Source organism: Paenibacillus sp. FSL M7-1414, assembly GCF_038003195.1.
GTDB classification, from domain to species: Bacteria; Bacillota; Bacilli; order Paenibacillales; family Paenibacillaceae; genus Paenibacillus; species Paenibacillus amylolyticus.
Genome location: NZ_JBBOOS010000001.1, coordinates 4570090 through 4582967, shown reverse-complemented (window position 1 = coordinate 4582967; position 12878 = coordinate 4570090). Strand labels below are relative to the sequence as shown.

10 protein-coding genes are annotated in these 12878 nt (G+C 48.7%); 8 read left to right on the top strand and 2 right to left on the bottom strand.

From position 1 onward, the window contains the following. The first annotated feature begins 32 nt into the window (after positions 1 to 32). Together MHH92_RS19930 and glsA are read left to right on the top strand one after the other, a co-directional pair. A complete protein-coding gene (locus tag MHH92_RS19930; RefSeq protein ID WP_340905834.1) occupies positions 33 to 515 on the top strand; it encodes a GNAT family N-acetyltransferase in 483 nt (160 codons plus the stop codon). A 142-nt stretch (positions 516 to 657) separates the two neighbouring features. Then, complete coding sequence (glsA, locus tag MHH92_RS19925; protein ID WP_036614565.1) at positions 658 to 1599, top strand: glutaminase A; 942 nt, start codon at positions 658 to 660, stop codon at positions 1597 to 1599. A 216-nt stretch (positions 1600 to 1815) separates the two neighbouring features. Here glsA and MHH92_RS19920 read toward each other — a convergent pair whose 3' ends face one another. Both MHH92_RS19920 and MHH92_RS19915 read right to left on the bottom strand, forming a co-directional pair. Next, complete coding sequence (locus MHH92_RS19920; RefSeq protein WP_074095753.1) at positions 1816 to 2157, bottom strand: YolD-like family protein; 342 nt, start codon at positions 2155 to 2157, stop codon at positions 1816 to 1818. Next, positions 2154 to 3398 carry a DNA polymerase IV gene (locus tag MHH92_RS19915; RefSeq protein WP_340905829.1) on the bottom strand — a complete coding sequence of 415 codons (1245 nt, stop codon included), beginning with the start codon at positions 3396 to 3398 and terminating at the stop codon, positions 2154 to 2156. Before MHH92_RS19915 ends, MHH92_RS19920 begins: the two co-directional genes overlap by 4 nt. Positions 3399 to 4254: 856 nt before the next feature. On the opposite strand from MHH92_RS19915, the gene MHH92_RS19910 reads away from it, so the two are divergent. From MHH92_RS19910 to MHH92_RS19885, 6 genes are all read left to right on the top strand, one after another. Continuing rightward, positions 4255 to 6483, top strand: coding sequence for a hypothetical protein (locus MHH92_RS19910; RefSeq protein ID WP_340905827.1), 2229 nt, complete (start codon positions 4255 to 4257; stop codon positions 6481 to 6483). Between the two features lie 26 nt (positions 6484 to 6509). Further along, positions 6510 to 7718, top strand: coding sequence for a HEAT repeat domain-containing protein (locus MHH92_RS19905; protein WP_340905825.1), 1209 nt, complete (start codon positions 6510 to 6512; stop codon positions 7716 to 7718). Between the two features lie 22 nt (positions 7719 to 7740). Beyond that, positions 7741 to 9141 carry a glycosyltransferase family 2 protein gene (locus tag MHH92_RS19900; protein WP_179088526.1) on the top strand — a complete coding sequence of 467 codons (1401 nt, stop codon included), beginning with the start codon at positions 7741 to 7743 and terminating at the stop codon, positions 9139 to 9141. Positions 9142 to 9417: 276 nt separating this feature from the next. Beyond that, a complete protein-coding gene (locus MHH92_RS19895) occupies positions 9418 to 10221 on the top strand; it encodes a response regulator transcription factor (RefSeq protein WP_340905823.1) in 804 nt (267 codons plus the stop codon). Positions 10222 to 10375: 154 nt separating this feature from the next. After that, positions 10376 to 11743 carry a nucleotide sugar dehydrogenase gene (locus MHH92_RS19890; protein WP_036674926.1) on the top strand — a complete coding sequence of 456 codons (1368 nt, stop codon included), beginning with the start codon at positions 10376 to 10378 and terminating at the stop codon, positions 11741 to 11743. A gap of 8 nt (positions 11744 to 11751) precedes the next feature. Beyond that, positions 11752 to 12672, top strand: coding sequence for a hypothetical protein (locus MHH92_RS19885; protein ID WP_076328015.1), 921 nt, complete (start codon positions 11752 to 11754; stop codon positions 12670 to 12672). Positions 12673 to 12878: the final 206 nt, after the last annotated feature.

Sequence of the window (12878 nt, the reverse complement as noted above, 5' to 3'; positions counted from 1 at the left end):
AAGATAAGTTATGTACCCAGAGGAGGCATATCATGAAGTTCATTAAATACACACAACCTGATTTTGATGATTATTATGCGTTGGTTTCCAATATGGAAGTAATGAAACAGATTACAGAACGTGCAATACCGGAGCAAGAGGCGAGAACGCAATTTGAGTCCATGCTGGAGTTTAATGAGCGTTCCACTTGTGGACATTACCGAGTATATAGTGAAGATGGTGCCGGTGTGGCGTATGCCAAATTGATTCCGGATCAGGAGGACCCGACCAAGGCTGAGATAGGTTACATGATCCTACCTGAACATTGGGGCAAAGGTCATGGCACATCCATTGCGTCACGGTTGATTATTCAGGCACAAGCCGCAGGGATTGGATCACTCTATGCAGTTATCGATCCGGGTAACGCTGCTTCTCGCCGGATCTTGACCAGACAGAACTTTGTATCCACCTGGACGGGTGATTACGATGGTCTTCCTGGTGAGATCTTGGAGTTAAATCTTCAAATGAAGCGGTAAAGGAACTGTTCTGAGGGTAATCAGATAATATAGGGCATCTTGCATGATGCAGATGAGCTCATTATCACCATGGTGCATGGGTTCACCCATGTACATTTCATGCAAGATGCTTGCTTATATAGAGATGTGGAGGAGATGACATATGAGCAATTCAACCATGGAACGTCTGAATGCATTACTGCCGGAGTGGCTGGAGACCAGTCGTTTGCACACCGGGCAAGGTAAGGTGGCTTCTTATATCCCGGAGCTTGTCAAAGCCTCTCAGGATGAGCTTGGTATACATATCATGGACGCCGAAGGAAACTATGTGTCAGCAGGGGATTGCGGTGTCCCATTTACGATGCAAAGTATCTCCAAAGTATTTACCCTTATTCTGGCCCTGATGGATCATGGGGAAGAAGCAGTTTTCTTTAATGTAGGAAAAGAACCGACAGGCGACGATTACGATTCGATGATCAAGCTTGAACTAGTCGAACCCGGTATTCCGTTTAATCCCTTGATTAATGCAGGTGCGATTACGGTGTCTTCGCTTGTTGGAGGAGATTGTAAGGAAGAAAAATCACGCCGCATTCTGGAGTTTTTCCGCAAACTGGCGAATAATGATCAGCTGGGCTATAACGAAGAGGTATTCCAGTCCGAATCGGAGAGCGGTCATATGAATCGTTCACTTGGCTACTTTTTGAAGCACAACGGGGTCATTAAGGATGACGTTGAAGACGTGCTTGCCGTGTATTTCCGTCATTGCTCCATTGAAGTGACGTGTGCAGATCTGTCTCGAATGTCACTCGTTTTGGCCTATAATGGAACAGATCCAATTACGGGAGAAGAACTCATCCCTCGTCGCTATGTTCAGATTGCCAAAACCTTCATGACCACCTGTGGTATGTATAATGCATCAGGCGAATTTGCCATCGAGGTCGGATTGCCCGCCAAAAGTGGAGTATCCGGTGGAATTCTGACCCTTGTACCGGGACAATTCGGCATAGGTCTTGTTGGCCCGGCTCTGAATCGCAAAGGCAACAGTATTGCCGGTGTGCATCTGCTGGAGCGTCTGTCAAAGGAATTCGATTGGAGCTTTTTCTAAGAAGTTTTTCAGAAAAAAGAAGTTTTACCCTTATATGTAGCCGATGAATCACATATCTGATATTTTGCTTCTTTAGAACGAAGTGAATGGTCTGGATATGTCTCGTCGGCTGCTTTTGGTATTCACCTGGAAGTGTAGGAAGACAGTCCTGCATGGCAACGGCTATGCTGCATCTATCATGGAATATCCACAACATCGGGGTGGGTAAATCTCCCTTCAGTCATCGGCTAGGGCCACATCTGTAATGAGGTTCATCTGAATATCCCGGGACCCATCTTCCATCAGTAGTCTGAGGGTCCGGGCAGGACGGTCCAGCCGAAGCACCTGCCCCGTGTAACGGATATCGTCATGTTCGTGAAACAACGTAATAGTGACCCTATCTCCAAGCATCATCGAGTTGCTGAGCAAACGGGACATTTCTTCCGCGGCCTGGGCATCCAGGGATGGGCGGGTACGAGGAGCAAGTTGTTCCTGATGAAGAATGTAAGCTTCCCGGTGTTCGGGGAGCATCATACGTGAGGACTCGAAGATACCGTTTTGCTGCAATTTTTTACTCATTTATAATGACCTCCAATTTTATGAGAACGTTCATGGGCTTGCGCGGACGAGCAGAGGGAGGATGCCCGCATGATGGCGGTATCTCCGTACCTGCGCTTGATATCATCCGTGGCACGTTCCAGTTCTCTTTTGCGTTCGCGTTCATCAAACCAGGACAGCTGCACTTCGGAATCGGGTACAAGTCCGGTCAATGACACGCTGATGCGGCGGATGGGTAATCCGTCCCAATGGCGCAGGAACAGAGCTGCTGCCGCATCGTATACTTCATCCGTAATGTTGGTGGGTTCATTCACCTTCATCTGGCGGGAGAAACCGGTTGGTCGATCATAATCCTGTCCGCGACATCCAACCGAGACCACATGGCCCATGAGTGATTTGTCCCGGGAACGTCGACTGACGAGTTCCGCCAGTTCAAGCAGTACCACTTTGATATCTTCCCAGGAGTCATAGTCCCGGGGCAGCGTCATCTGATGTCCGATCCCCTGCTGCTGATGAGCATATGTCCCGGGTTTGACCGGGGAATCGTCAATACCACGGGCGATACGCCACAGTACCTCGCCATTCACACCCCAACGTTCTCTCAGTCGGGACAGAGGGGTCTGGGCCAGATCACCAATCGTATGGACCCCCATTTTATAGAGATGCTGCGCCATGCGGGAACCTACCATGAACATGTCTCGTACAGGCTTCTGCCAGATGGTGGACGGCAGATCTTTGCGAGGCAACGTGCAGATGCCGCCAGGGACTTTTTTGGCATATAGATCACAGGCCATCTTGCTAACGACCTTGGTATCACTGATACCGATTCGAATATACACACCCGTCTCATCCATCACCCTCGATTGAATGCTGCGTGCAATCGTCTCGGGACTGCCGAACAGATCCAGGCTTCCGGTGACATCGAGAAACTGTTCATCAATACTATAGGGTTCCACCAGATCGGTGTAAGACTGAAGGATACGCGTAATATGAAGGGATACCCGAATGTATTCGGCCATCCGGGGGCGAACAACAACAACATCTGGACATTTGGCGAGCGCTTCGCCCAGTCGTTCTGCTGTCGTAATTCCATAGGACTTGGCGAGTGGACAGGCCGCAAGAATAATACCCGAACGGCGCGCCGGATCTCCCGCGACTACGAGGGGGCGGTCCTTGTATTCCGGATGTGCAGACTTCTCCACACTGGCATAGAATGACTGGCAGTCTGCCAACATGATGACACGTCTGTCTTGGCGAGGCATAAGACTTCTCTCCTTATTCATGATGCTAAGCTCTTATGTTAAGAAGCAATTATTTTCATTTGAACATCGATAATTAACAGTTTATTTACAGTACGGAACAAGTGTTCTTGTTTTATAAGCATATCCGACAATTCGAAATGCAGCAACCGGAATTATTTTGCAAATTGGACACAATTATGGATTAGCTATATTAGAGGCAGAAATTAGGAAATAAGATGTGCTTTTTTACATTTAATGTGAGAGATCTGTGACCTCTGGGTGATGACCGGGCGTTCATTTAGGTTTTTGTAAAAGGTTTATAAATGGGTACAGTCCTATAGAGGGGGACTGACGTCCTTTTTTGGTTTTCTGCATTTTTCAGAAAACCTTGATGTGACGCGGAATATCGCTGATGCGTTATCGGACTATAGTATCAATTTTGTAATCTTTATGGTTAATACTGTAAAAAGGTCCGCAACTTTAACATATGACTCGCGTTTAATTGGGTATGTGTTCAAACGTAAAACGATGCCTGTACCCGCGTTGCACATAACAATAAAGGTTCCAGAAGTGCAAGATCAGCAGGCATCTAATCCATGCAATTCGAGCAATTATTAGTGTTTGGGAATCAGAGGTATCCCAGAGGCTTTCGAGTGGTAGTTGATGGACCTTTTTACGAATCATGGGCAGAATGTTCCATTTCATGTTTGCTTCCATCAGCCTAGTTACAAATACAGAGTCTTAGCGCTATAGTGAGAACTACACCGCTGACATCTCTACCAAGCGGACATCCGAAGCGGAATGATTCCTATGCTTCATATTGGACCATTCGGTGTTGAAGCAGGATGCATAATAGAGAGGTGAGCAATCTAAAGACATGAGCAGACAAAGACGAAGACGCTGGTTATTAACGGTGTTGACGGGAGCAGTGGTGGTGACCGGTGGGATATTTGCCGGATGGCACTATATGCAACCCAAGCTCGTTACGTACACAGCGGAGAACGGCACGGAGATGAAATTCAAGACCGATGGAGACCGGTTCATGGAATACGGGCCGGATGGAACGTGGAGGGAGATGTTCGTCAAAGGTGTCAACCTGGGCGCAACTTCACCGGGACATTACCCGGGAGAATTCCCGCTGACCAAAGAGGATTACTTGCGGTGGTTCCAGCAGATCGAGGATCTGGGAGCCAATGTAATCCGGGTATACACGGTTCACGAACCGATTTTCTACTCCGCATTGGTCGAATATAACCGCGGCCGGGAGCAACCGTTATATTTTATACAGGGCATATGGTCACCTGAAGAAGAGCTGATTGAGAAACAGGATGCCTATGCAGCCCATATTGAGCAGACGTTCAAGCAGGAGATTGAAAAGGCCGTATCTGCTGTCTATGGCGATGCGGACATTCCTGCCAAGCAGGGAGAGTCCAGCGGCAAATACAAAACGAATGCAGGAAAATACCTGATGGCCTGGCATGTGGGGACGGAATGGGACCCGGCAATGGTAGACAACACAAACGCAAAACATGCGGACGTGCCGCAGTACAAGGGAGTTCATTTCTCGGCGAGTCCAGAAGCGTCACCGTTCGAGAACTGGCTCGCAGAGCTGCTGGATCATACGGCGGTCCTGGAGAAGAAGTATGGGTGGGAACATCCGATGACCTTCACCAACTGGGTAACGACCGATGTGCTGGATCATCCTGGTGAGCCGCTGTATGAAGAGGATCTCGTGAGTGTGGATGCCCGACATATTCAGCCGGAGGCATGGCAGGGAGGTTATTTTGCAGCCTACCATGTGTACCCGTATTACCCGGATCTGTTCCATATCGATAAAACACTCCAAACCATCAAGGATGAGAACGGTGAGTACAACACGTACAAAAGTTATCTGCGCAAGCTGAAAGCCGAGTTTTCCCATATGCCTGTAATGATTACAGAGTATGGCGTACCCTCTTCTCTTGGTATTTCCCATCTGGGTATGGGAGGACGGAATCAGGGTGGACATAACGAAGTAGAGCAGGGAGATATCGACGCGTCACTGACGCAGGATATCTATGATGAAGGATACTCGGGAGCAATTGTGTTCATGTGGCAGGATGAATGGTTCAAAAAAACATGGAACACGATGCCACTGGAAATCCCGGCTGATCGCCGTGCATATTGGTTGAACGTGCTGACAAACGAGAAGATGTTTGGTCTGCTTGCCATGGACCCGGGTAAACAGGAACAGTTGACCATCGACGGATCACTGGATGACTGGGATGATCTGAAGGATGAAGAGGTCACGACCTGGCAGGGCCAAGTGGACGGCATTCAGGAAATGAAGATGACCCATGATGAAGCCTATCTGTATATTGGGCTGACCTTGGATCAACCGTTTGACCCGGCTAAGACAGTGCTGCGAATTGGGACCGATACACTTGCTGGAGGCAGTCAGCCTGACAAGTTACTCCCGGGCCGGACGCTCAGTGATGGTCTTGAGACGGTGATTACACTGGGGCAGGATGAAGAATCTCAGGTGGAGATCGCCAAGGATTATGACTTTAATCAGCGTCTGTACGGCAAAGAAGGATACGATATGCTGCCAGATCAGCAGTCAGATTCCGCAGATAATCCGTTCCACCCATGGAATCTGGCAGTTAGCCTGAGGATGACACCGCCGGATACCCGATCTGCTCAACCGTTCATGAATGAAAAGGTCGGAACATTGAAACGGGGAACGACAGCTCCCGGTCAGTCAGATACGGATTCATTAACGGCATGGCAGTATAACGGCAATCAAGTGGAGATGCGAATTCCCTGGATGCTGCTTGGGTTCGGTGATCCGAGTTCGCTGCAAGCGATCGACTATGGACCGCTCAAGAATGGACGTGAGTTCTCTACAGTTACTGTGGAAGGTGTTGCCCTCATTCCGTGGTTAACGGACCGCGCCACGAAGAACGTATCTTGGCCCGGGGGTGAACAGACGACCCTGGATCTGAATACATTGCCGGTATATAGCTGGCAGCCTTGGGAGCAGGTGCAGTATAGTGAACGCCTGAAGCTAAGCTACGAAAAAATGAAGAAGAGTTATGAAAAAATTCCTAGTTTTCAGATCGAATAAATGAGTATAAAGGAGGACCTTTTCACATGTTTCCAAGTTTGGCTTTGGCCTATCTGTTTTTGTACATCTGTATCGCACTTGTTGTTGTAGGCGTCATCGTATTGTTTGCCATGAAAATGTCCCACAATGGCAAACGACGCAAGACGGCGTTTTATGAATTGAAGCAGCGTGACTATTTCACCTATCTGCAAACAGCCTTGACCGAGAATAGTCCACTCAAATTGCCACCAGGCAAGCTGGCTCCGCTGGAACGCAGAGTCATTCAGGACAGGCTGATTGAATGGATCGACCAGTTCAAGGGTGAGTATCGCGACAAATTAATCGCACTCTGCCGCGAAGCAGGATTCGTAGAGCATGATCTGAAGGAACTGGGCCGTCTGCGTTACGGTCGCCAGATCGATGCAGCGTATCGCTTGGGCGGCATGCGTTGTCCCGAAGCCGTTCCGGGTTTGATGGAATTACTGAAGGATGAGAAACCGGGCCCGATGGCCATTATGATTGGTCGATCCATCTCCAGATGTACGACTCGGCAAGGTGAACTGAAAGACATGCTCGCTTTGCTGTTAACCAAAGGTAAGTCCATTCACCATCTGGCAGCAGATATTCTGCTCGAAACGAGTCTGGATACGAGCAGAATTCTAATTGAATTGCTGGAAGACCGGAATCCTGATTTTGTCAAAGTCGGACTGGTTGCCATGTGGGGACAGGCTGTACCTGAAGTGATGCCTGCACTCGACAGACTGGTAGGCGCAGAACATCAGGATGTACGTGCCGAGGCGGTGAAGCTGTATCTTAGCGCAAGTCCGGCACTCCGGGATGAGACAATCCTGAAGCTGATCCAGGACCCCGATCCGGAAGTTCGCGCCGAAGTGGTACAAGCGCTTGGTTACAAGCATGCATCTGGCAGCATTCCATTGCTGCGCAAAGCGCTTCGGGATGAAGACTGGAGAGTTCGATATAACAGTGCGGAGAGTCTGAGCAAGCTCGGTGAACCGGGATTCGAAGCGCTGTGTCAGGCTGCGGTGCAAGGTACAGTTGCTGAGCGCGAGATTGCGATGCAGCAGATTGAGAGTACCATGCAGCACACGAGAACCGATGACAGAGCTGTAGAGCAGATGATTGCACATAACAAAAAAAGACTGCTGTACGATCGCTATTTTGGCCCTGTACGAGAGAACAGAACCAGCAAGAAGCGCACAGGTGTCGCTACGGTAGGAGGGGATTACACTGCTTAGGGATCTACTATTAATCTACGGCATGGTCGCAATCTACTATGTTGTTTTTGTAAATACGCTCTACTTCTCCATTCTGGCCTTATCGTTCCGTAACATCTGGACGATCTTCCGGCGGTCGCATTATTCCAAATACAATACATTGTCAGGCTCGGAACTGGTACCTTCCGTTTCTCTGCTGGTACCGGCATACAACGAGGAACTGACGATTATTGAAAATGTGAACTGCCTGATGACGCTGAATTATCCAACGTATGAAGTCATTGTTGTGAATGATGGCTCCAGTGATGCGACACTGAATATCCTGTTGAAAGAATATCGTCTGAAGCCAGTACCCAATACGAAGATTCGGGGCAAGATCGCCTGTCAGAAAATTCGTGGGATCTACCATAATCCAGAGTTCCCGGATCTGTATGTCATTGACAAAGAAAACGGCGGTAAGGCCGATTCCCTCAATGCCGGGATCAACCTGTCTCATTATCCGCTAATCTCATCCATCGATGCCGATTCTTTGCTGGAGAAGGATGCCCTGATCCGCATGGCACGCATGTATATGGAGAATCCGGAAGAGACGGTAGCCATCGGTGGAGATGTAAGGATCGCCAATGGCTGCAAAATTGAAAACGGGGCAGTGCAAGATGTATCGCTGCCACGCAAGATCTGGCCCATGTTCCAGTCGATTGAATATCTCAAAGCCTTCCTGGGCGGACGGATTGGCTGGAGTCACATGAACGGTCTGATCATTGTCTCCGGTGCCTTCGGTATGTTCCGTAAGGACGCTGTTATCGCCGTAGGTGGATACCGGGATGGTTATCCTGGGGAAGACATGAACATCATCATCAAACTTCACCGTTACATGCTGGAAAACAAATTGAAATATCGCATTGCCTTCTGCCCTGAGGCCGTATGTTGGACGCAGGCACCGGATTCCTACCGGATCTTGTCCAGTCAGCGTAAGCGCTGGGGCCGCGGGAATCTGAAGAACATGATCGAGAATCGTGGCATGTTGTTCAATCCGAAATATAAGGTTATGGGTATGGTGACCATGCCATATAACGTCCTTTTTGAAGCGCTCAACCCGTATTTCCGGATTACCGGACTTCTGGCTCTCGCTGGATATGTCCTTCTGGATATGACGCAATGGCCGATTCTGGTTCTGTTCGGACTGCTGAACTTTGTGAGTGGTTATCTGCTGAGTGTAGGCGCACTTGTCCTGGAGGAGATTGCTTTCAAGCGTTACAACAAACTCTCCGATCTGGTCAAAATGCTGGTCTACTCCGCGCTGAAATTCGTGGGTTACCACCAGCTCGGCGTATTGTGGAGGTTGCAGGGACATGTGCAGTTCATGCAAAACAACAACTCATGGGGTACCATGACACGTCAAAGCTGGTCCGAGGATGAGAAGAAAACAAGCGAAGCCGCTTGATTAAAGAATAATCAAAGCAATTATATGTCCAACTAGACATTTACACGATAACGGAGAGGGCAGAAAAAGCCTGAAGAAGCGAAGCGTGCGCCTAAAAGCTTTCCGAAAGAAAGCTGCATCGAAAGCATACGCTTATTCCCGGATTTCCCCTTGTATAAAGGAATCAACAAATCTGGGAATAACAGTGATCGAAAGGCTGTTCTGTCATCGGAGTGTCAGTGTAAATAATATTTTTTGGACTTATATAGATAATCGAGGAGAAGGGTGGAAAAGAACATGCCAAATACGGCGACATTGCAGCGTGAGGCTGCCGTTAATGTGTACCGAAGTGTAGAACAGGGATTGAAGGAAACGGGTGCCGAAACATGCGGCTTAATGTTCATCCATTGTGCAGGAAACTCTCAACCTGAGCAGCAGGTCAGGACACATCTGGAGCAAACGAGTGAGTCTGCCTTCCAGGTGTGGAAGGATGGGGCTACCCAGGCGATTGCCGTCCTGCTGCCAGGGTTGTCACTGGATGAAGTTCATTATGAAGGACTTCGGATCAAACATGAGTTGCAAGAGACTGTGCCCGGTGCCGATCCACAGATTACACTGGCCAGTTTTCCGGAAGGGGAGCGCCCTTCGAAGGCAACCATTCAACATATGGCTGAATCCTCGAAGCTCATAGATTCGTCGGAGATTCATATCTACACGCTGGACAATACGGCGGACGAGCCGGAACGAATTTTGATTGTGGACAACGATCCGACGGTACGCGAATTCCTGCAATTGCGGTTGAAGATGCAGGGATACGAAACCTATGAAGCCGTTGATGGACTGGCTGCACTGGAGTTGATCGAGAAAGTCACACCAGATCTGGTGCTCACCGAACTGAATTTGTATGGCATCGATGGTCTGCCGTTCATCCATCATATTCAGAATCTGGAGATGGAGCAGCCACCCAAAATTGTCGTGTTGACCGAACAACGTGTCGAGCAGACGATTAGTCAATGTTTCCGCAGCGGAGTCGATGATTACATGACCAAACCGTTCTCACCTGTAGAGCTGGATGCCCGAATCAGACGCTGCCTGCATTAGAAGACGGCTTGAATAAGCTGATTGTGTGAAGTGCAAAGTAAGAGCTTTTTTTACACTATGAATCAGATAGATTAGAGCAACATTTAGAGCACAGACACTCATCTATTTATATGGATTTTAAGCACCACCAAATACACTGCCCGGAGGGAATATCATGGAGAATCAACAATTCCACACATTACTGAATGCGATTGAAAATAAAGAAGCTGTACTCGGCGTCGTCGGGCTCGGTTACGTAGGACTTCCACTTGCCGTGGAAATGGTCAATCAAGGTTTCACGGTAATCGGAATTGATTTGGATGCGTCCAAAGTAGAAAGTATCTATCAAGGAGATTCCTATATTCACGATATTTCGTCCGATGAGTTGAAAAAAGTAATGCAAAGCGGTCGTTTCCAGCCAACGACAGATTACAGTATGCTGCGCGTGATTGACGCACTCAGTATCTGCGTACCGACACCGCTTAGTGAGAATCAGGACCCGGATACGTCTTACATCGAGACCGTTGTAGATCAGATCAAACTGCACATGAAACCAGGCATGCTGATTACGCTGGAGAGCACCACTTATCCAGGTACAACCGAAGAACTGATCCAGCAGCAGCTGGACAAGATCGGACAAGAAGCAGGTAAAGACTATTTCCTCTGCTTCTCGCCTGAGCGTGTGGACCCGTCGAACGGACGTTTCACAACATTTAATACGCCGAAAGTAATCGGTGGCACAACTGAAGCTTGCTTGAAGCTCGGAACAGCGCTATATGGAAAATATGTAGAAACCGTAGTACCGGTATCTTCACCAAAAGTGGCTGAGATGTCCAAACTGCTGGAGAACACATTCCGCAGTGTGAACATTGCCTTTGTAAATGAAATGGCGATGATGTGTGACCGCATGGGCATCGATATCTGGGAAGTTATTGACGCGGCGGCGACGAAACCATTTGGTTTCATGCCATTCTATCCAGGCCCAGGCATCGGTGGACACTGCATTCCACTTGATCCGATGTACCTGTCATGGAAGGCCAAAGGCTTCCGTTTCTATAGCAAATTCATTGAGCTGGCGCAATCCACCAATGACAACATGCCGTATTATGTATTGAACAAAACGTCAACGATTCTGAACGAATACGCTAAATCTGTACGTAAATCCAATATTCTGCTCCTTGGCATGTCGTACAAGCCGAATATTGCCGACCTGCGTGAATCACCAGGACTGGAAGTATATGAACTGTTCAAGGAAAGTGGAGCTAACGTTAGCTACTACGATCCACATGCGGATTCCTTCCAGGATAAGCATGGCGAGACCGTACACAGCGAAGCGTTCAATCTGGAGCAGTTCAAGAAGTACGATTGCATCGTGCTGATCACCAACCACAGCGATTTGCCTTACTTTGATATTGCCGAGATGGGTGTACCGATTCTGGATACACGTAATGCGTTCCGTTCATACACACATCCGCATATCTACAAGATTGGTCACTCGGTACAGCATCCTGTGCTTGAGCCAAGTGAAGCGTTGCTCGTCTGAGGAAATATATGAGGCAACGGGGCAAACTGGTGGGTATGGCGAAATGGGCCATTCTGGCTGTGGTGTTGTGCCTGCTGCTTCTGTCCTGGATGTTCAAATGGTTCTCGGCAGAGGAACACAAAGCGACCTGGCTGTGGGACGCGTCCATTATTGCAGAGCAGACACCTGAGATTATTGCTTTCTCCAAAGAACAGGGCGTCGATACCATCTTCCTGCAAATCCAGGATGAGTTGCCTGACGCAACATACCGCAAATTCATTGCGGCTGCCCGACAGGCTGAGATTGAAGTGCATGGACTTAACGGTCATGCAGACTGGGCCTATGAGGAGAAGCGTGATGAAGGGCTTGCTTTTATCGAGCGAGTACGAGCATACAATGCGGCTTCGGCGAAGAATGAACGCTTCCAAGGTATTCAACTGGATGTGGAGCCGTATCAGCTGAAGCGCTGGGAGAACGAGGAGAGCAGCGTCATTGCAGAGTGGCAGAACAACATGAAGGCCTGGACAAAAGCCGGCGAGGATGCCGGACTGTACATGAGCGCTGCCATTCCGTTCTGGCTTGATGCCCGTCAGTCGGCTGAAGGAGGTACATTCAGTCGCTGGGTGATCTCCCACTTTGATGCGGTGGCCATTATGGCTTACCGGGATAGTGGGCAGCAGATGTATGATCTGTCCAAGGAAGAACTGGACGAAGCGGATGATCTCGGCAAGAAAGTCTGGATCGGAGCGGAACTCGCGGATACACACGAGGGGGATCACCTGACCTTTTTCCGTAAACCGGTTAGCAATATGAATGAAGAGATGGCAAAGGTGTTTGATCTCGGTACCTCTCATTCTTCTTTTGCAGGTGTGGCTGTGCATCATTATGAAGCATGGTATGCCAAGGAGAACGGTATTCCGCTTGCGCGCAAGGATGAAAAGAAGGAATAGCGTTAGGTCAACGTAAAAAAGTTTCTAGTTTCAGGTAGTACGTGTAGTCAAGACTATAGTATAGAAAGAAGGCAAGTCCCGGGTAGATGGGGCTTGCCTTTTTGGTGGTGGATTTCGTAATGGGTTTGGCAGCACTATGATGTGCAGGATATGAAACTCAGGAGTCCGTTGTACTTTGGTAGAGGCAACATCTTACACACAGCACA

Bases quoted from the DNA above. Each gene is read 5' to 3' on its own strand.
- MHH92_RS19915 (WP_340905829.1), bottom strand. From the start codon at position 3,398: ATGCCTCGCCAAGACAGACGTGTCATCATGTTGGCAGACTGCCAGTCA.
- MHH92_RS19910 (WP_340905827.1), top strand. From the start codon at position 4,255: ATGAGCAGACAAAGACGAAGACGCTGGTTATTAACGGTGTTGACGGGA.
- MHH92_RS19885 (WP_076328015.1), top strand. From the start codon at position 11,752: ATGAGGCAACGGGGCAAACTGGTGGGTATGGCGAAATGGGCCATTCTG.
- MHH92_RS19895 (WP_340905823.1), top strand. From the start codon at position 9,418: ATGCCAAATACGGCGACATTGCAGCGTGAGGCTGCCGTTAATGTGTAC.
- MHH92_RS19900 (WP_179088526.1), top strand. From the start codon at position 7,741: ATGGTCGCAATCTACTATGTTGTTTTTGTAAATACGCTCTACTTCTCC.
- glsA (WP_036614565.1), top strand. From the start codon at position 658: ATGAGCAATTCAACCATGGAACGTCTGAATGCATTACTGCCGGAGTGG.
- MHH92_RS19890 (WP_036674926.1), top strand. From the start codon at position 10,376: ATGGAGAATCAACAATTCCACACATTACTGAATGCGATTGAAAATAAA.
- MHH92_RS19930 (WP_340905834.1), top strand. From the start codon at position 33: ATGAAGTTCATTAAATACACACAACCTGATTTTGATGATTATTATGCG.
- MHH92_RS19905 (WP_340905825.1), top strand. From the start codon at position 6,510: ATGTTTCCAAGTTTGGCTTTGGCCTATCTGTTTTTGTACATCTGTATC.
- MHH92_RS19920 (WP_074095753.1), bottom strand. From the start codon at position 2,157: ATGAGTAAAAAATTGCAGCAAAACGGTATCTTCGAGTCCTCACGTATG.